This window comes from Aeromonas sp. (assembly GCF_051657805.1).
Classification (GTDB): domain Bacteria; phylum Pseudomonadota; class Gammaproteobacteria; order Enterobacterales; family Aeromonadaceae; genus Aeromonas.
In genome coordinates, this window is sequence record NZ_JBOFLJ010000024.1 from 142,368 (window position 1) to 161,614 (window position 19,247).

A 19,247-nucleotide genomic window follows, 5' to 3' on the forward strand; every position below is an offset into this window, starting at 1 on the left:
TCACAATTTATAATTCGCTAAATAACCGCGAGAATATTTCGTGATCCAGATCACACATTCATCCGTCTACATGGGTAATCTGGAGGTGAAAACACAAGCAAGACGACCCGAAGGGGGCCAATATGAAAATTGAAATTACCAGTAAAATCATTGAGATTACCCCGGCTATCCGCGAGCGCATCGAATCCCGGTTTGAAAAGCTCGAGCGTCTTCAGGTGCCTCTTATCACGCCTCATGTGATCATCTCGAAAGAGCGTTTGATGTACATCGTCGAGGCCAAGGCCGGCGTCCCCAATGGCAAGCTGTTTGCGCAGGCAGAGCACGAGGATCTCTACGCCGCCGTCACCGAACTGGGTCAGAAGCTGGAACGCCAGCTCAACCGCCACACCGAGAAGCCCATCGCGCGCCGCGCTTCGGCCAAAGAAGCGCCGCAGCTGGAACCTGATGAGGCCGATGTCTGACAGGGCACAGCACTCCTCACCAGGATTGACGAAAAAGGCGGGTTATCCCGCCTTTTTGCTGCCCCTCTTTCAGCCATCAGCTCAGCCAGTGCAGCCCCGCCTCCACCCCTCCCTTCAACTTATCGAGCAGGGGCAGCATCAACAGGGGGTCTTCTCCCCTCGGCACCGACCCCGGTACATCAGACGATAGCCTGGCCTGCCAGCGCTCGCGGCCGAGGGCCGACAGGTTGTCGTAGACGGCGGGAGGCAGCACCGATGTCTTCGCCACTATGGGGGGGGAGCGTAGCGCCAACCAGAGCTGCAGATCCAGCGCGCAGCCCCCCTGCTGCAGGCGCTCGTTGATATCGCTGGCATCCCCCTCCTCCACGCCGCCCTGCAGGGGAGCCTGCGCCGGCAAGCCGAAGTGCTGGCGCCACTCCCGGCGGTCGGGGGCGCCGGCAGGCCGCTCCCCAAACCAGGGCTGCTCTTCGACGGCGTCGGTCAGCAGTGCCAGGTGCAGCCGAAAGTCGGCCCTGTCCCCTTGTCGCAGATCCTGGTTTAAACGCTGACCCAGCTGGGCTTCATCGACGAGCAGGCGATCGCGAATAGCGTTTGGCAACATGGGATAAATCTTATAAATGGGGGTTTCATTGCTTATCGGCCGTCAACCCGATCCTTTAAGCATTAAAAATCCCCGGCAAGGGGTTCACAACGGTGAGGGATCTGTTAGTATGCGCCTCGCACTTGGGGAGGGGTTCCCGAGCGGCCAAAGGGATCAGACTGTAAATCTGACGGCTCTGCCTTCGAAGGTTCGAATCCTTCTCCCTCCACCATTCAAGTGCGAACAATCAGGAAAGTACCCCGTGGAGGGGTTCCCGAGCGGCCAAAGGGATCAGACTGTAAATCTGACGGCTCTGCCTTCGAAGGTTCGAATCCTTCTCCCTCCACCACTCTTCAGACAACCCGGCCCCGTGCCGGGTTTTCGCTTTTTGGCTCCCGCATCTTGTCGCCAGCCCCAATGAAAACGGGAGGCGCTAGCCTCCCGTTTCCTACTCATGCCTGCCTCACAGGGTGAAGCGATAGAAGATGTCCACCGCTTGGGCCACCCCGCTCATGGCCTGCAGGTAGAGTCTCGGCATCACCTCGTAGCGCAGCTTGAACTCGGCGATGGGGCTGAACACCCCGACCCCGTACTGGAACTGCAGGCCGGGCAGCAGATAGGCCGACAGGGTAACCTGGGTATCGTCTCCACTGCCGGCGGTATCCAGGGCCACATCGCTCATGCCGAGGGATTCACCCAGGCTGGAGACCACCCCGTTGGCCTGGCTGACGGCGCCCGCCACCAGCAGGCCGTTGAAGCCGCCATCCTCGCCACCAGTCTGCAGCCCCTTGCCCCGCAGCAGATAGGAGAGCTGCTCGGACTGCGCCATCTGTGGCTCTGAGTAGACGGTGATCTTCGGCTTGGCGGCCGGTCCCGTCACCCTCACACCGACGGTCACGTTGTCCTCTATGGTATCGGGATCCCGATAGGTCTCGATATTGAGATAAGGCTGATCGATGGGGCCGGAGAAGATGATCCGCCCCTCCTTGATGATGAGGTTCTGGCCGTAGGCCTTGAAGCGCCCATCTTTGAGCTCCAGCTGACCGTTGCCCGACAGGGGTTTGGAGGGATCCTGACGGATGGTGAGCCCGCCGGCCATCTTGGTCTTGAGGCCCATGGCCTCGAGGCGCACGTCGTCCCCCAGTCGGATGGCGAGGTTGATCTCCATCGGCAGGGGCTCGGCCTTGGGCACGGGGGGGATGTCGTCGTAGATCACGGTCACGTCGTCCGACACCGCCACCGCGCTGTCCGGCAGGCTCTTGACCAAGATCCGCGACCAGGGGATCTCCACCTTGCCGCTGACCTTGGTCTCCTCCCCGAGGGAGATGGCGATGTCCGGCGTCACCCGCACTCGTCCCATGCCGGGATACTGGGCCTCCAGATCCTTGCCCTGGATGGTGAGGCTGCCGGTGAGAGGCTGCCTGGCCCAGCTCATCCAGCCCCCCAGCGCCAGGGGGCCCTTGCCCACCAGCATGGAGCCATCGAGTTCGGCCCGGTTGCCGTCTATCTTGAGGCGGGTCACCAGCTTGGAGAGGGTCACCATGTCGGAGTGGGTCTGCACCTCGCCATCCCTGAGGGCGAGCTCCCCATAGAGCAGAGGCGCCTTGAGGGTGCCGTCGAAGCGGGCATTGGCGGAGATGATCCCCTGCAGGGAGCGCACCTCGGGAATGAGGGGGGCGAAGGCGGTCAGCTTGAGATCGTCGAACTTGAGCTGACCCGACAGCTGGCCCCGTCCGTCAGGCTCCCGGATGAGCAGATCCGTGTCTATGTTGCCTATCTTCTCCGAGGCGAAATCGAGGCGGATGGCCGCCTGCTGGCGTTCGAAGTCGACCCCGAGCTCGAGGCGCTGATAATCGGTCTTGAGTTCGTCCGCCACCAGGGTACCCGGGGTGGTGCGTACGGTGGCGTGCAGGGTCGGCTGGGAGCCGCGCCAGCTGGCCCGGCCATCCGCCGACAGCACAGCCTGCCAGCGGAAGTTGTCCGGCAGCCAGGGGCGCAGGCGCTTGAGATCGAACTGGCTGAGGGCAAACTCCAGGCTGCCCTGAGCGGCAGAGATCTGGCTGCCCTTGACGCAGAGCGTCGAGCCCTGGGAGCCGAGGCAGAGATCCCCCATGGTCAGCCGCTGCCTGGGCAGATCCGCATCCAGCGCCCAGGGGGCGGCCAGGGTCCAGCGCTTGAGGGGCGTCTTCAGCTTCAATTCGGACAGGGCACCGCGCCAGTGATCCCCGCGCAGGCTGCCGTTGATGCTGAGGTTCGCCGCCACCGGATCCCCCTTCATGGTCAAGGTCAGCCCATGACGATTGAGATCGCCGCTGGCGTTGAGGGCGAGATCGGAGAGCTTGTTCGCCCCCTGTACCAGGCTCGCCACCGTCATCGACAGCTCGCCGGCAGGCTTGTCGGAGGCCAGCACATTGCCCTTGATGGCGATGCTCTTGAGCACAATGCCGTCATAGACGAGGCGGCCAGAGGCCAGATCCGCGTTCACTCTGGGAGCCTGCTGATTGCCGGTGACGCGCACCTGGCCCTTGATGTCCCCCTTGAGGGCGGGATAGAGGCCCCCCAGCTGGGGGGCATCCAGATCCGCATCCAGCTTCCAGGCCTGCTGGGTCAACGCCCCCTTGGCCTGCAGTCGGTTCGGGCCGCTTTGCAGCGCCAGGGAGGGGATGGTCCACTCCATCTTGTCGTTGCCGCTGAGGGTCCCCTTCAGGGCCAGGGGATACTGGTTCAGCTTGCCCTCGATGTTGAGCTCGGGGAGCGCCAGCTGCCAATGACCCGCCTCGGTCAGCTCGAAGCGGCTGGCGATCTTGCCCCCCAGCTTGCCCTTGATCTCGGGCACCAGCTCGGCCGGGTTTATTCCCTTGAATTCGGTGTTGCCCTGCCACTGGACCCCCTTGCTCCAGGCCAGTTTGCCGTCGAGCTTGAGCTCACCGGTCAGGGCATTGAGCAACAGCTCGATGCGGCTGAACTGGTTCAGATCCCCCTTGCCTTCGATCGCCAGTTTGAAGGGGGGCACGTCCGTGCCCTTGCCAGCGGTCTTCAGGGCAAACTGATAGCCGGAGAGCTTGCCCTTGGCGCTCAGGGTGCCCTTGTCCAGCTGATAGCCGGGCTCATCCTTGGCGGGCTTGTGCAGCGGCCAGCCGAGGCGCGGCCAGTCCAGCGCCAGTTCGAACGGCAAGTCGGGATCCAGGGCCGCCAGAGTCCCCTTGAGATTGGCCGCGACCGGCCCCTTGGCCTGCAGCGCCAGCGCCAGCTTGCCCACGGAGCCATCCAGCTTGAGGGTCGCCTTCTCGGTATCGAGCTCCCACTGCTTGAGCCCCTTGCGGGCCTTGGCATCCAGGGTCAGGGCCAGAGGATAGTCGTCGATCAGTCGCACATGACCGCTCAGGGCCAGATCCGCCATGTCGTGGCGCAGTGAGAGCTCACGTACATCGATGCGCTCCTCCCTGGCCGTGGCGCTGAGCAGCAGCTTGTCGAGTCCCTCGATGAGCTCACCTTGCTGGTAGCGCAGCTTGGTGGCATTGAGCCCTTCCAGCTGGATGGGGAATGGCAGGCGAATGGCGGGCAGGCTGATGGGTTCGGGCTTGCTCGCGGCCTTGCCCTTGCCGCTCTTGCCTGCCTTGGCACCCTCAGGCGACGTGGCCGCCAGGGAGGCACCGCCGGCTTGCTTGTCCTGTTTGTCTTGCTTGTCAGTGGCCGCCTTGCTCTGCGCCGGCTTGGCGGGTTGCTTCGTCTTGTCGGCAGGCTTCTTGTCGTCGGCCGCGTCCTTGGGGGCCTCCGCCAGCACTATGTTGAGGCCATCCAGCACAGGCCCACGCACGATGAGCCCCTGCCGATTCAGGGTGGCACCTATGTCGAGATCCTTGAGGGTCACCGCCACGCCAGGCACGATCAGGTCCAGATCCGCCACTCTGAGGCTGTCAAACTGGATGCGAAGGGGCAAGGGATGCCAGACGAAGGGCTCTGACGGCTCCTCTGGCACGGGCTCGGATCCGGCCACCCGCACCACGGGGTGAGTCACCGCCAGGGACTTGATCCAGAGCTTGCCCTGCAGCAACTTGCCGAGATCCCAGTCCAGCACGGCACGCTCGACGGTGACATCCACCAGCTCATCCTGCCAACCGACCCCTTCCAGGGTCCAGCCGTAGCCGAGTTGGCCCGCCACCAGCTCCCCCTTGAGGGACGGCAGCGCCGACTTGGCCTGTTGCCACAGCCACTTGTTGCCCTGATGGGTGAAACCCAGCAGGCTGACGCCGATGAGCAGCAGGAAGATGATGCCCATCAACCACAAGAAAATGCGTTTTACCCAGATCACGATGCAGACCCCAGCGAGAAATGCAGCCGCAGCGGCCAGAATAGATGGATCACACCATCAAGTGTGGGGTTGGCAGCACTTGATATCACAGAATATTTAACAAGCAGCGCAAGACTCTGCCTCATAGCTCTGGCCCCAGGGCGAAGTGCAGCCGCAGCGGCTTGTCTTCCTCGGAGATGCCGACCGCCAGATCCAGCCTGACCTGGCCGATGGGGGTCACCCAGCGTACCCCGAAGCCGGTGCCTATCTTCCAGGCCTCGCTGTAGTCGACGGTGGCGGTGCCCGTATCCACGAACAGGGCGCCGAGCCACTTCTCGCTGAAGCGGTAGTTGTACTCCAGGCTGCCCACGCTGGTGTAGCGGCCGCCGGTCAGCTTGCCGTCCGCATCCCGCGGGGAGATGGTCTCGTAGCCGTAGCCACGCACCGTCTGATCCCCACCGGTGAAGAAGCGCAGGGAGGGCGGCACCAGGGAGAAGTCGTCCCCGACGATGGCCCCCTGCTCGACCCGCATCAGGAAGCGGTGATCCTCCCCCAGGGTACGCAGCCACTTGCTGCGCCCCCACACCCGCATGAAGTTGATGTCGGATCCCCAGTAGGGGCTGGAGAACTCCATGGTCAGCTGCTGGCGATCCCCCCACTCCGGCACCAGGCCGCCGCGCACCCGCAGCCGCGACCAGGAGACACCGGGGATCAGCAAGAGGCTGTTGCCCTCGTCGCTCCCCTGCACGTAGCGCTCGTTCTCGAGACGGATGAAGACGTCCCTGTCCCAGCTCTCCGGCCGCCGTTTCCAGCGGTGCACCCCGATGCTGGTGAGATCGGAGCGGGTATCGTTGTTGTTGGTGTACTGGTAACCGGCCTGCAGCGAGTAGTAGTCCCGCAGCGGGTTACCCACCGGGATCTGGTAGTCGAAGCTGAGCTCAGCCTCAGGTGCCGAGACCTTGGCGGTGCTGGAGAGGCTGTGGCCGTAACGGTTGACCCAGGGCTTCTCCCAGGTGGCGCTCATGCGCGGCCCCACGTCAGTGGCGTAGCCGACACCCACCTCGATCTCGTGATCGACCCGGTTGGAGAGGGTCACCTGCACCGGCACCCTGTTGTTCTCGGCCTGGCTGATCATGGGCTTGATATCCACCTGCTTGAACAGCTTGGTGGAGGAGATGTCCTGGGACATCTCGGCGAGGCGGATGGCGAGATAGGGCTCGCCGCTCTGGATATTGATGAGGGGCCGGATCAGGCGCAGGGCCTCAGGGGTCGCATCGTAGTGGATGTCGCCGAAGCGGTAGCGGGGGCCGGAGCGAAACAGGATATAGATCTCCGCCTTGCCCTGATCCGGGTAGACCTTGACCTGGCTCTTGCTGATCTTGGCGTCAAAGTAGCCCCGGGCCAGCCCCAGGCTGCCGAGATCCGCCTTGATGGACTCGTACATGCCGTGGTTGAGGGGATCCCCCTCCTTGAGGGGCAGCTTGTCCAGCAGGGCACTGTAGATCTCGTCGTTGCTCGCATCCCCTTCCAGCAGGATGTCGAGGCGCGAGATCAGCACGGGTTTGCCCCTGTCTATCTCTATCACCACCTTGGCGGGGGCCTTCTTGTCCCGGTTCAGGGTGATCTTGGGCTGATAGTAGCCATAGACCTGCAGCGCTTTTTGCACTTCCTCGGTGATCCGGGTACGCGCCGTGCGGTACTGGCGCTCCTGATAGACGGGCAGGGCGTTGAGATAGGCCTCGACGTTATCCTTCTGCTCCCCCTTCACCCCCTTGATCTGATAGGTCAGCTTGGCGGCCATGGCAGGCATCGCCAGCAGCAAGAGGCAGAGGGCGAGCAAAGCACCGAGCCCGGAACGACAATATCGTCCGGGCGATCTGGTTCCTGCTGGCAGGAGAGGATAGCATCCTGTCAAACGTCGATTTCCCCGCATAACGTGATTAAATGGCTGTATTAATTAGAATGATAATGGGGAGTGACCCCGAGAAGCGCCGCTCATCCTAGCATAACCGCGCTCGGAGCAGCAGCGCATGCCCCCCGCGCTTCCCTCTCTATTCTGGCAGCGGCTTGCCCCAAGCCGTACCCCTAATCAGGGGCCGTCGGCGAAAACCCCGCCCTCAGGGGGCGAAACTGGACACTCTCTCGGCAGCCTTGGGTAAAAAAACGGCACTGGGACCCTTTCTCGTCCCCAGGGAGTCGAGCTGCTCCCCCAATGTCTCCGCGCGACAGCCTCTGTCGGAGCGGCGGTTGCCCGGCCCCTCAGAGAGTCAAGCGCTACTTGACATCATGCCTACATCCGGCGCGCTTAGCCAGTCGCCATTTGTTCGGAAAACAAGTTTAAATCAACGACTTGAACCGAAAATCTGAAAGCATCGTTCAATCCAATCGATTTATCCCGCTGCCACTGGCGCCCCCCCTGCCCCACACTGATCCCATCCATTGCAGGAGAGATCCCATGCCCATGCGTAGCGAACAGATGGCGGACTACATCGCCGACCGACTCGAATTCATCACCTTCCTGGCCTGCTGCAGCGCCCTGCTGGCCCTGCTGACCGGCATGAGCGGACAACAGGCGCTGGCCTTCACCGCCCTCAACCTGCCCTTCGGCCTCGCCCTGCTGCTGGGGATGGCCCTGCTGGCCCCCTTGCCCGCCCACTGGCGTCTGCCCGGCATCACCCTGCTGCTCGCCGGCGGCGCCCTGCTCACCCTGCAGCTCGGGGGGGAGTGGCTCAACCCGCTGGCCATCTGGAGCCTCTACGCCCTGCTGGGGTTGGAGATCCTCTGGCAGGCCCGCCCCCGGGCGCGGCTGGCCGCCAACGCCCGAGGTTGAAGACCCCGCCGCTTCTCAGCCATCGGCGGCTGACGCCTCGGCCGATTTGGGGTAATCTTGCGCCCCTGGTTTTTTAGCCAACCCTGTTCAGCCATTGTCATCCGCCGAGGAGCCCCCCATGAAGAAAGCCTGTGCCCAGCACATCCTGGTCAAGACCGAGAAGCTGTGTCTCGAGATCAAGGAGAAGATCGAGAAGGGCGCCGACTTCGGCCAGATGGCCAAGCGCTTCTCTACCTGCCCGTCCGGCAAACGCTCCGGGGATCTGGGGGAGTTCTCCAAGGGGGACATGGTCAAGGCGTTTGACGATGCCGTGTTCAAGGGGGAGCTCCTGACCGTGCTCGGCCCCGTGCGCACCAAGTTTGGCTTCCACCTCATCAAGGTGCTCTACCGCAGCTGAGCCCTGGTGCTGCGAGGCAGGGGTGGTGTTCCGCCGCCCCTGCTCCCCTCGTAAATGGTCCGAGGCCATGCCTTGCCAACCGCCTTGCGACCCGGTTCTCCCCCTGCCACTCCCTGCGCCTTGCCAGCATCCCCGCCGATAGCTCGACCGATGCCGCCGCCCTGTATCGCCACCCGGACCCGGCTCTCTGCCTGTCTCTCTACCTGGCTCTCCACCGGGTCTGACTGAGCCGTCGCCGGGGTGAAAAGCCGCGAGGGATGGATTAATTTACTAACGTTATCAGTCAATTAAGTTTATCCTTCTGAGCATTGTCCATCAAAATCCGTGGATCCCTGATATGCCCAGCTATTTGTGGTGGCCCCTGCTGGCCTGGTTGCTGCCCCTGGGGGGAGCCCTCGGCAGCCGCACCCATCTCTGGCCCTGGTGGGCGGGTTTCATCCTCTGCCTGGGCGGCGCCCTCCTCAGCCTCTGCCTGCTGCTGCGTCTGCCCTGGCGCCGTCGCCGCACCACCAACCTGTGGCCGGATCTCTGGGGCATAGTCCCCCTGCTGCTGCCCCTGCTGTTCCTGCTGCAGGCGCTGCACGCGCCACTGACCAACGACGTCAGCACGGATCCCTACCATCCCCCCCGCCTCGCCTGGGCCGAAGAGCTCAGAACGGCGCAGGATCTGCCGATCAATCCCGCGCCTTTGCAAGCATTTACCGGCAACCCCGGTCCTCTCTATACCCAGGCGTCCCCCGCCGAGGTGCTGGCCGAGGCCGAGGAGCTGATGACTGAGCTCGGCTGGCGCGTCAGGGAGACGCCGAGCGGGCTCGACGCAGTGGTCACCAGCCCCTGGTTCGGCTTCGAGGACGACGTGGCGCTGCGTATCTTCCAGGGTCCCCAGGAGACCCGGGTCGACATGCGCTCCGCCTCCCGCCAGGGCCGCAGCGATCTCGGGGTCAACCGCGCCCGGATCCTGGACTTCAAGGAGCGCCTGAACGAGCGACTCGGCCAGGCCTATAAACCCAAGATGAAAGATTGAGGCCAAGATGCGCATCGAGGTGAAACCCGATCAGGACTACGCCTGGTTTATCCGCCCCTTCTTCTGGCTGCAGAAGCGCAACTACGGCCAGGTGCTGACCCCCGGCAAGTGCTGGGGCCGCTCCCCCCGCCTGTTCGCCGCCGTGGCGACCCTGTACGGGGTCATCAACCGCAAGCGCTCCCCCATCGATCCCGTGTTGCGCTCCCTGGTCACTGTACGGGTCTCCCAGCTCAACTGGTGTCGCTTCTGCGTCGACATCAACGCCATGACGCTCATCAAGCGGGCGGGCTCCAGCGGGAAAGTCGAGGCCCTGGCCCAGTGGCGCACCAGCCCCCTGTTCGATGAGCGGGAACGGGCCGTGCTCGACTACACCGAAGCCATGACCGGGCTGGACGGGGTGAGCGACGAGCAGGCCGCGCGCCTCAAGCCCTGGTTCGATGACGACGCCCTGGTGGAGCTGACCGGCCTCATCGCCTTCCAGAACATGTCCGCCAAGTTCAACGCCGCCCTCGACATCGCCCCCCAGGGCTTCTGCCAGCTTCAGGTGCAGCCCGAACGCGGCGCGGCGCCGGATACCTCCAGCGTCGCAGAACCGACAACCGAGCAGGTAACCCCTCCCCGGCAGGACAAACCCCAGCCATGAGTCGATCTCGCCTGCTGTTGCTGCTGCTTATCCTGGGGTTGATTGCTACCTTCTTCGCCCTGGATCTCGGCCGCTACCTGAGCCTCGCCGAGTTGCAGGCCCGCCAGGCCCAGGGGGTCGCCTGGGTGGAGGCCCACTTCGGCCAGGCGGCGCTGCTGTTCCTGGCCCTCTATGTGATCAGCACCGCCCTCTCCCTGCCCGGGGCCAGCCTGCTGACCCTGGCGGGCAGCGCCGTCTTCGGCGTCGGTTGGGGGCTGCTGCTGGTCTCCTTTGCCAGCACGCTCGGCGCGACCCTCGCCATGCTCAGTGCCCGTTTCCTGCTGCGGGACTGGGTCAGGGGGCGCTTTGGCGACCGGCTGGCCCAATTCGAGCAGGGGATGGAAAAGGATGGGGCCTTCTACCTGCTGAGCCTGCGCCTCATCCCCCTCTTCCCCTTCTTTCTGGTCAACCTGCTGATGGGGCTCACCCCCATCAGAGTCAGCACCTACTTCTGGGTGAGCCAGCTCGGCATGCTGCCGGGCACCTTCGTCTATGTGCTGGCGGGCGCTGAGCTCGCGACCCTCACCAGCACGGGCAACATCCTCTCCCCCGGCCTCATCCTGACGCTGACCCTGCTGGGGCTCATGCCCTGGCTGATGAAGGTGCTGATACAACGACTGGCCCTGCGCCGCCTCCACGCCCCCTATCGCAAACCCGACCGCTTCGACTACAACCTGCTGGTCATCGGCGCCGGGGCCGGCGGCCTGGTGACCAGCTACATAGCCGCCGCGGTCAAGGCCAGGGTCGGGCTCATCGAGCAGCACAGGATGGGAGGGGATTGTCTCCATACCGGCTGCGTCCCCTCCAAGGCGCTGATCCGAAGCGCTCGCTTCGCCGCCGAGCAGCGCCGTGCGGCCGAATTCGGCTTCACCCCAGCCCAGTCCCGGGCCGACTTCGCCGCCGTGATGGCCCGGGTGGCCGAGGTGATCAAGACCGTCGAGCCCCACGACTCGGTGGAGCGCTATCAGGGGCTGGGGGTAGAGTGCATCGAAGGCGCCGCCCGCCTCGTCTCCCCCTGGGAGCTGGAGGTGAACGGCCGGCGCCTCTCTGCCCACCACATCGTCATCGCCACCGGTGCCCGGCCCCGCGTCCCGGATCTGCCGGGGCTGGCGGAGGTTCCCTACCTTACCTCCGACAACCTCTGGCAGCTGCGCGAGGCGCCCCGCCACCTGCTGGTGCTGGGGGGCGGCCCCATCGGCTGCGAGCTGGCCCAGAGCCTGGCTCTGCTCGGGGTCCCCGTCACCCTGGTGGAGCTGGCAGATCAGCTGCTGCCCAGGGAGGAGTCCGAGGTCGCGGCCCTGTTGCAGGCCCGGATGGAGTCGGACGGCGTGCGGGTACTCACCGGCTGGCGCGCCGAGCGGGTCGACTATCTGCCATCATCCGAGGGTACACAAACCGAGTCGCCCCCCATTCGATTGCACCTGCTCCGGGATGACGAGCAGCTGGTGCTGGACGGGGATCGGCTGCTGCTGGCCCTCGGCCGGGTCGCCAACGTCAACGGCTTCGGGCTGGAGGAACTGGGGATCCCCCTCTCCCCGGACGGCACCATCAGGGTCGACGAGTACCTCGCCACCCCCTATCCCAGCCTGCTGGCGGTGGGGGACGTGGCGGGACCCTACCAGTTCACTCACGTGGCGGCCCACCAGGGCTGGTACGCCGCCGTCAACGCGCTCTTTGGCACCTTCAAACGCTTCAGAGCCGACTATCGCGTGATCCCGACCGTCACCTTCACCAGCCCTGAGATCGCCCGGGTAGGATTGAACCAGCGGGAAGCCCGTATCCACGGCATCCCCTTCGAGCTGACCCGCTTCGAGATGGCGGAGCTCGACCGCTCCATCGCCGATGGGGAACGTTCGGGATTCGTCGAGGTGCTGACGGTGCCCGGCAAGGACAGGATCCTCGGCGCCACCCTGGTGGGCGAGGCGGCCGGGGAGCGGCTCGCGGAGTTCGTGCTGGCCATGAAACAGGGGCTCGGCCTTCGCAAGATCCTCTCCTGCATTCATCCCTACCCCACCCTGGTGGAGGGGAACAAATACCTGGCAGGGACCTGGCAACGGGCCCATCAGCCCAGGCGCCTGCTGCCCTGGCTAGCCCGTTATCACCGTTGGCGCCGTGGCGTCTGAACCTATGTACGAGGTCATCATCATGCCCAAGACTCTCCCCCGGCTTCGCACCCTGCTGCGCCCCCTGCGACTGGCCGCCCTGCCCCTGCTGATGGCCGGCACCCTGCAGGCGGCGCCGGCGGATGATCCCCTGTGGCAGCAGACCCTGCAGGAGGCGAAGGGCCAGAGCGTCTACTTCAACGCCTGGGGGGGGAGCCCGGAGATCAACGCCTACCTGCAGTGGGCAGGCACCGAGATCCAGCGTCAGTACGGGGTCAAGCTGGTGCAAGTGAAGGTAGATGACATCGCCCAGAGCGTCAGCCAGCTGCTCGCCAACCAGCAGGCGGGCAAGAACGCGGGGGGGCCCATCGACCTGCTCTGGGTCAACGGCGAGAACTTCAAGGCCCTCAAGGAACAGGGGCTGTTGGGGGCACCGTTTACCGGTGAGCTGCCGAACATGGCCCTGGTGGACAGACAACTGCCGGTGACGGAGGACTTCACCGTGCCGGTGGACGGGCTGGAGGCCCCCTGGGGCATAGGGCAGCTCAATCTGATGGTCAATAAGGAGGAAGTCGGCACGCCCCCTACCTCGGCGGCGGCCCTGCTCGCCTGGGCCAAGGCCCACCCCGGCCGCTTCACCTATCCCAAGCCCCCCCAGTTTCACGGCTCCAGCTTCCTCAAGCAGATCCTGCTGGAGTTGACGCCGGATCCCGCGCCGCTCTACCGGGAGGCGACGGATGCCGAGTTCGATCGGCTGAGTGCCCCCCTCTGGGCCTGGCTCGACGCCCTCCACCCCAGCCTCTGGCGCAAGGGCAAGCTGTTCCCCACCGGCGCCGCCGAGACCAGGCAGTTGCTGGACGATGGTGAGCTCGCCATGGCCATCAGCTTCAATCCCTCCGAGGCCCGAAGCTCGGTACAAAACGGCACCCTGCCCGCCGGCATCAAGGCCGTGACCATGGCCAAGGGGGCCCTGACCAACAGTCACTTTCTCGCCATCCCCTTCAACGCCAACGCCCGGGCCGGCGCCAAGGTGGTGGCCAACTTCCTGCTGAGCCCCGCCGCCCAGGCCCGCAAGGCTGATCCCGCCGTCTGGGGGGATCCCAGCGTCTTGCGAAGGGATGCCCTGCCCGAAGGCTCGGCCCCGGCCCTGCGCTTCAAGGCGCAAGCCGAACCCCACCCCAGCTGGCAGTTGCGACTGGAAGCGGCCTGGGCCGAGCGTTATGGCCATTGATCCCCTGACAAAAACCATCGAGATGGCAGCCCGCTGACCATGGGACGCGCCCTGTTCATCCTGCTCTGTGCCCTGCTGTTCGGGGCCCCCCTGGTGGGCGGCCTCTTCCTGCTGCTGGCCGAGGGTCTGGCCGCCCACAATCTACGCCTGCTGCTGGACCAGCCCGGGCTCTGGCACTCCCTCATGCTCAGTCTCTGGGTGGCGGGAGCCTCCACCCTGGGGGCCCTGCTGCTAACTGCACTGGTGCTCGCCCAGGGGGACGGGCGGCCTTGGATGCGCTGGCTGCGCCGCCTGCTCTCCCCTCTGCTGGCCATGCCCCACGTCGCCTTCGCCATCGGCTTTGCCTTCCTGCTCGCCCCCTCCGGCTGGCTGCTGCGCCTGCTCTCCCCCGCTCTCACCGGTTTCGAATGGCCGCCGGATTGGCAGAGCGTGCGCGATCCCCTCGGGCTCGGCCTCATCGCCGCCCTCATCCTCAAGGAGACCCCCTTCCTGCTGCTGATGGCGCTCTCGGCCCTGGACCCTGCCAGGGTGGCCCGCCAGCAGTGGCTCGGTCAGACCATGGGGTTCAGTCCCCCCCAGATCTGGTGGCGACTGCTGCTGCCCGCCCTCTGGCCCGCCCTGCGCCTACCGCTCTATGCGGTGGCCGCCTACGGCCTGGCCGTGGTGGATCTCGCCCAGCTGCTGGGGCCAGACGCTCCGCCCACCCTGGCGGTGCGGCTCTGGCTCTGGTATCAGGACCCGGATCTCGGCTGGCGCGGCGTCAGCGCCAGCGGCGCCCTGCTGCTGCTGGCCGCCAACCTGCTGCTGCTCGCCGCCCTGCGGCTGCTGGAGTGGGGTCATCTGAACATGGGCAAAGCACATTGCCTCAATGGAGTGAGGCGAGCCCGCGCCCCCCTCGGTCATCACTGGACCGGGCTGCTGGTGTGGAGCCTGCTCGCCATCAATCTGCTGGTGCTGGCCAGCCTGCTGCTCTGGTCCCTGACCCGGCGCTGGCCCTTTCCGGCGCTCTGGCCGAGCCAGTGGAATAGCCGGTATTGGCAGGATCTGCTGCCGACCCTGGCCCCACTGCTCGGGCAGAGCCTGCTGCTCGCCCTCGCCTCCGCCACCATGGCCCTGCTGCTGGTGATCCTGAGCCTGGAGGCGCAGCAGGGCCGACGCCCCTGGCCACTCTGGCTCATCTGCCTGCCCCTGCTGCTGCCCCAGGCCAGCCTGCTGTTCGGCCTGCGGCTGCAAATCGACGGGCTGGGTGGGGGCATAGGCTGGGGCTGGGTGCTCTGGAGCCAGCTGTTGTTCGTGACGCCCTATGTCTACCTCTGCCTGCACGGCCCCTATCGCCAGTTTGACGGTCGCCTCAGCCAGGCGGCCCTGCTGCTCGGCGCCAGTCCCTGGCGAGCCTGGTGGCGGGTGAAGGCCCCCCTGCTGGCGCGGCCGCTGCTGTTCGCCTTCGGGGTCGGGGCGGCGGTCAGCCTGGCCCAGTACCTGCCTACCCTGCTGTTCGGGGCTGGCCGCGTCGTCACCATCACCACCGAGGCGGTCGCCATCGGCAGCGGCCTCAACCGGCGGCTGGCGGGGCTCTACGGTCTGCTGCAACTGCTGCTGCCTCTTTGCGTGTATGCCCTGGTACTCTGGCTGCCCGCCCGACTCAACCCGGCGCTCAAGGGCGCCCGCTAACCCGAGACCTCCCGATGCTGCACACCTCCCCCCTGCACCTCCATCTCGACGATCGCCTGCTGCTGGCACTGCCCGCCCTTGAGGTGGCCCCCGGCGAGGTGCTGGCCCTGATGGGACCGAGCGGCTGTGGCAAGAGCTCGCTGCTGGCGGCGCTGGCTGGTGTGTTGCCCGGCGTGCTGACGGGGAGAGGCCCGTTCCGGCTGGAGGGTGATCTGTACCTGGGTGATCGCCGACTCACGGCATTGCCGCCCCAGCAGCGCCACATCGGCATGCTGTTCCAGGAAGATCTGCTGTTCGCCCATCTGAGCGCCGCGGAGAATCTGATGTTTGGCCTGCCCGCCCACCTCAGGGGGATGACTGCCAGGCGGGAGGCGGCGCTGACGGCCCTGCACGAGGTGGGGCTGGCTGCCGAGGCCGACAAGCTGCCGGGCCAGCTCTCCGGCGGCCAGAAGGCCAGGGTCAGCCTGATGCGCACCCTGCTCGCCGAGCCCGCGGCCCTGCTGCTGGATGAGCCCTTCTCGCGCCTCGACAAACCCCTGAGATCCGCGTTCCGCACCCTGGTGTTCGAGCGCATCGCAGAACGCAAGATCCCGGCCATACTGGTCACCCACGATGAAGAGGATGCACCGGGCACCATTCTTGATCTCATGCCCCCCTCTTTCTTCAACCCGGAGGAGCCACACCTTGTTTGACAGCCGCATCATTCCCCTTATTCGTCGCCCCCTTGCGCTCATGGCCGGCCCCCTGTGTCGGGCCGGGGTGAGCGCCAACCAGATAAGCCTCGCCGGCTTTGCCATCGGCATGCTGGCTCTCCCGCTGCTGGCACAGGGGCTGCATGGCTGGGCCTTGCTCGCCATCCTCACGAATCGGCTGCTGGACGGGCTGGATGGCGCCGTGGCGCGCCAGAATGGCATCACAGACTGCGGCGGCTTCCTCGACATCACGCTCGACTTTATTTTCTATGCCGCCGTGGTGCTGGGCTTTGCCCTCGCAGCCCCCGCCAATGCCCTGCCCGCCGCCACCCTGCTGTTCGCCTTCATGGGCACGGGCTCGAGCTTCCTGGCCTTTGCCATCATGGCGGGCAAACGGGGGATCGAGAACCCCGTCTACCACCACAAGTCCCTCTACTATCTCGGCGGTCTCACCGAGGGGAGCGAGACCCTAGCCCTGTTCGTGCTGATGTGCCTCTGGCCCGCCGCCTTCCCGGCGCTTGCCTACGGCTTCGCCCTGCTCTGCCTCATCACCACGATCACCCGACTCTGGAGCGGTTATCACACCCTGCGGGACTAGATTCATTTGAGAGGCTGCGATGCGACTCGGCACTTGCGCACCGGCGCCAATGCTCTACCATGACGACACTCAGTTTCAGGCCTTTTGAGATCCCTATGCACCGCCTTGTCTGCCTTCTCACCCTCTCCGCCCTGCCGCTGCTCCAGAGCTGCAGCAGCACACCGGCACCCAAGCCCGTGGTCAAGCCACAACCCAACAGCGCCTTCATCAACCAGACGCCGCCAAGCAAACCGATGTACAGCCAGGGGGTCAGCAAGGGGGATTTCGCCAATCGCCCGAACGTGGACAGGTTCGTGCAGCGCATGGTGCAGAAGCACGGCTTCAACGACGCCGACCTGCACCAGGTGCTGGCCCAGGCCCAGCGCTATGACTGGATCATCCGTCTGATGGATGCCCAGGCACCGACCAGCACGCCCCCCACCGGGCCGACCGGTGCCTGGAATCGCTACCGCGCCAAGTTTATCACCCCGGACAACGTCCAGAACGGCGTCAACTTCTGGCGCGAATACGAGAGCGAGCTCAATCGGGCGCAACAGATCTACGGGGTGCCGCCGGAGATCATCGTCGGCATCATAGGGGTGGAGACCCGCTGGGGTCGGGTGATGGGCAAGACCCGCATCCTGGATGCCCTGGCGACCCTGGCGTTCGACTATCCGCGCCGGGCCGAGTTCTTCACCGGCGAGCTGGAGGCCTTCCTGGTGATGACCCGGGACGAGGGCATGGATCCCGCCGAGCCGCAGGGCTCCTACGCCGGTGCCATGGGTTATGGCCAGTTCATGCCGTCCAGCTTCCGAAGCTATGCGGTGGACTTCAACGGCAACGGTCACACCAACCTCTGGGATCCGGTGGATGCCATCGGCAGCGTCGCCAACTACTTCAAGGCCCATGGCTGGGAGAAGGGACAACCGGTGGCGGTGCGCGGCCAGGGCCAGCTGCCCGGCTATGAACACGGCTTCCAGACCCGCTACCCGGTCGCCACCCTGCGCGGCGCCGGCCTCGCCCCCATCGCATCCCTGGGCAATCACAAGGAGGCGAGCCTGCTGCGCCTGGACGTGGGGACCGGCTATCAATACTGGTACGGCCTGCCGAACTTCTACGCCATCACCCGCTACAACCACAGCACCCACTACGCCATGGCGGTGTGGCAGCTGGGCCTGGCGGTGAAAGACGCCAAAGGAAGCTATTAATTCCGCCAAAACGTAAAAACGGGCCATCAGGCCCGTTTTGCTATTCGTTCTCCAGCAGCCAGCGCTTGAGCAGGGCCGCGAGTTGCACCTGTTCAGGCCCGGTCAATGGGGCCAGCAGACGCTGCTCGTTCGCCACGTGCCGCTCCACCGCCAGATCGATAAGTTCTCTACCCGCCTCGGTCAGGCAGACCAGGAGGCTTCGCCTGTCGCTCGGGGCGGCCTGGCGCTCGATGAGGCCACGCTCCGCCAGCTTGTCGAGGCGCGCCGTCATGGCCCCCGAGGTGAGCATGGCGGACTGGTAGAGGGCGGTCGGGGTCAGCGGCTCACCGGCGCGGCGCAGGGTCGCCAGAATGTCGAAGTCCGAGCCCAGCAGGCCGCACTCTTTGAGCTCGTCATTGATCTCGCGCCCGGCGATGGCCGCCATCCGCGCCACCCGCCCAAACACCCCCATGGGGCTGCAGTCGAGATCCGGCCGCTGCCGTGCCCATTGCCCCAGCAGCAGATCCACGTGATCTGTCTCCATCATGGCTCCATTATCTTTTCATAAAGATACTTGATAATAAACCAACTCGTGGCTAATGTATCTTTACTTAAAGATACTTCTTCATGAGATAACCATGCCGCTGCTGATCGCCCTGCTCGCCCCCCTGCTGTGGGGCAGCACCTATGCCCTCGTCAGCCTCTACCTGACCGACTACTCCCCTTACTGGGTGGCGGTATGGCGAGCGCTGCCCGCCGGCGTCTTGCTGCTGTTGCTGCATCCGCGCTGGCCGCCGCTCACCTGGAGCCGCCAATTCCTGCTGGCGTTTTGCAACATCACCGCCTTCTTCGCCCTGCTGTTCGTGGCGGCCTTCCGCCTGCCGGGGGCCGTGGCAGGCACCCTCGGCGCCACTCTGCCGCTCATCCTGATGGCGCTGGCCTGGCTGCAGGATGGCAAGCGGCCGACCCTGAAGTGGCTGCTGCTGGGGCTGATGGGGCTGGCCGGTGTCCTGCTACTGCTCAACCCTTCCGCCAATCTGGATCCCGTCGGTGTAGCCTGCGCCCTGCTCGCCACCGTACTCATCGGTCAATCCAGCCGCTGGATGCAGCGCTGGCCGGTGAGCGATCTGCTAGCACTCACCGCCTGGCAGCTGCTGCTCGGCGGCCTGATGCTGATCCCGATCGCCTGGTGGTTGGCAGGGCCCATGCCCATGCCTCACCTCGCGAGTGCCCCCGCCTTTGGCTGGCTCATCCTGCTCAACACGGCGCTCGCCTACTGGGCCTGGCTGTGGGGTCTCAAGCGTCACGGCCCCGAGGTGATGGGCATGCTGGCCCTCACCAACCCCATGGTGGCGGTGTCCCTCGGGGTGCTCATGGTGGGGGAGAGCCTGGACGGTCGCCAGTGGCTCGGCATAGGGGTGATCCTGCTCTCCCTGTTCCTGATGAAGCTGCCGGCCCGCCCCTTCTTCAAACGCTGGCAGACCCGCAAGGCCGCCACCGGCAAGGTGGACAACGGTTAACC

General features: G+C 65.4%; 16 protein-coding genes and 2 tRNA genes. 14 read left to right on the top strand and 4 right to left on the bottom strand.

Features of this window, described 5'->3' with window-relative positions:
• Positions 1–122: 122 nt before the first annotated feature.
• Positions 123–461: a ribosome hibernation-promoting factor, HPF/YfiA family gene (hpf, locus tag ACRCYW_RS09715; RefSeq protein ID WP_438549916.1), complete on the top strand. Its 339-nt coding sequence runs from the start codon at positions 123–125 to the stop codon at positions 459–461.
• A gap of 76 nt (positions 462–537) precedes the next feature.
• Here hpf and ACRCYW_RS09720 read toward each other — a convergent pair whose 3' ends face one another.
• Positions 538–1,062 carry a VC2046/SO_2500 family protein gene (locus tag ACRCYW_RS09720; RefSeq protein WP_438549917.1) on the bottom strand — a complete coding sequence of 175 codons (525 nt, stop codon included), beginning with the start codon at positions 1,060–1,062 and terminating at the stop codon, positions 538–540.
• A 126-nt stretch (positions 1,063–1,188) separates the two neighbouring features.
• Here ACRCYW_RS09720 and ACRCYW_RS09725 point away from each other — a divergent pair.
• Positions 1,189–1,273 (top strand) — tRNA-Tyr (locus ACRCYW_RS09725).
• A gap of 32 nt (positions 1,274–1,305) precedes the next feature.
• Positions 1,306–1,390: transfer RNA gene (locus ACRCYW_RS09730), tRNA-Tyr, on the top strand.
• A 114-nt stretch (positions 1,391–1,504) separates the two neighbouring features.
• On the opposite strand, the gene tamB is transcribed toward ACRCYW_RS09730, so the two are convergent.
• Positions 1,505–5,353: an autotransporter assembly complex protein TamB gene (gene tamB / locus ACRCYW_RS09735; RefSeq protein ID WP_438549918.1), complete on the bottom strand. Its 3,849-nt coding sequence runs from the start codon at positions 5,351–5,353 to the stop codon at positions 1,505–1,507.
• Positions 5,354–5,474: 121 nt separating this feature from the next.
• Entirely contained in the window at positions 5,475–7,247 is a 1,773-nt protein-coding gene (tamA, locus tag ACRCYW_RS09740) for an autotransporter assembly complex protein TamA (RefSeq protein ID WP_438549919.1), read from the bottom strand.
• A gap of 540 nt (positions 7,248–7,787) precedes the next feature.
• Between tamA and ACRCYW_RS09745 the strand changes: the two genes are divergently transcribed.
• The 10 genes from ACRCYW_RS09745 to mltB all read left to right on the top strand — a co-directional run bounded on the left by ACRCYW_RS09745 (position 7,788) and on the right by mltB (position 17,746).
• Positions 7,788–8,162 (top strand): hypothetical protein, encoded by a 375-nt coding sequence (locus tag ACRCYW_RS09745; protein ID WP_438549920.1) that lies wholly within the window; start codon positions 7,788–7,790, stop codon positions 8,160–8,162.
• A 118-nt stretch (positions 8,163–8,280) separates the two neighbouring features.
• On the top strand, positions 8,281–8,559 hold the full coding sequence (locus tag ACRCYW_RS09750; protein ID WP_438549921.1) for a peptidylprolyl isomerase: 279 nt from the start codon (positions 8,281–8,283) through the stop codon (positions 8,557–8,559).
• Between the two features lie 337 nt (positions 8,560–8,896).
• Positions 8,897–9,583, top strand: coding sequence for a DUF1499 domain-containing protein (locus tag ACRCYW_RS09755; RefSeq protein WP_438549922.1), 687 nt, complete (start codon positions 8,897–8,899; stop codon positions 9,581–9,583).
• A gap of 7 nt (positions 9,584–9,590) precedes the next feature.
• Entirely contained in the window at positions 9,591–10,226 is a 636-nt protein-coding gene (locus ACRCYW_RS09760) for a carboxymuconolactone decarboxylase family protein (RefSeq protein WP_438549923.1), read from the top strand.
• Positions 10,223–12,388 (top strand): FAD-dependent oxidoreductase, encoded by a 2,166-nt coding sequence (locus ACRCYW_RS09765; protein WP_438549924.1) that lies wholly within the window; start codon positions 10,223–10,225, stop codon positions 12,386–12,388. The genes ACRCYW_RS09760 and ACRCYW_RS09765 overlap by 4 nt, the downstream gene beginning before the upstream one ends.
• A gap of 22 nt (positions 12,389–12,410) precedes the next feature.
• Entirely contained in the window at positions 12,411–13,598 is a 1,188-nt protein-coding gene (locus ACRCYW_RS09770) for an ABC transporter substrate-binding protein (protein ID WP_438549925.1), read from the top strand.
• Positions 13,599–13,637: 39 nt separating this feature from the next.
• Complete coding sequence (locus ACRCYW_RS09775; protein WP_438549926.1) at positions 13,638–15,269, top strand: ABC transporter permease; 1,632 nt, start codon at positions 13,638–13,640, stop codon at positions 15,267–15,269.
• 14 nt (positions 15,270–15,283) lie between these two features.
• Entirely contained in the window at positions 15,284–15,961 is a 678-nt protein-coding gene (locus tag ACRCYW_RS09780; protein WP_438549927.1) for an ATP-binding cassette domain-containing protein, read from the top strand.
• Positions 15,954–16,559 carry a CDP-alcohol phosphatidyltransferase family protein gene (locus ACRCYW_RS09785; protein WP_438549928.1) on the top strand — a complete coding sequence of 202 codons (606 nt, stop codon included), beginning with the start codon at positions 15,954–15,956 and terminating at the stop codon, positions 16,557–16,559. The genes ACRCYW_RS09780 and ACRCYW_RS09785 overlap by 8 nt, the downstream gene beginning before the upstream one ends.
• A gap of 95 nt (positions 16,560–16,654) precedes the next feature.
• Positions 16,655–17,746, top strand: a complete 1,092-nt coding sequence (gene mltB / locus ACRCYW_RS09790; protein ID WP_438549929.1) for a lytic murein transglycosylase B — start codon at positions 16,655–16,657, stop codon at positions 17,744–17,746.
• A gap of 40 nt (positions 17,747–17,786) precedes the next feature.
• Here the strand turns inward: mltB and ACRCYW_RS09795 are convergent, their stop codons facing one another.
• Positions 17,787–18,269, bottom strand: a complete 483-nt coding sequence (locus ACRCYW_RS09795; RefSeq protein WP_438550483.1) for a MarR family winged helix-turn-helix transcriptional regulator — start codon at positions 18,267–18,269, stop codon at positions 17,787–17,789.
• Between the two features lie 94 nt (positions 18,270–18,363).
• Between ACRCYW_RS09795 and ACRCYW_RS09800 the strand changes: the two genes are divergently transcribed.
• Positions 18,364–19,245 (top strand): DMT family transporter, encoded by an 882-nt coding sequence (locus tag ACRCYW_RS09800; protein WP_438549930.1) that lies wholly within the window; start codon positions 18,364–18,366, stop codon positions 19,243–19,245.
• The last annotated feature ends 2 nt before the right edge of the window (positions 19,246–19,247 follow it).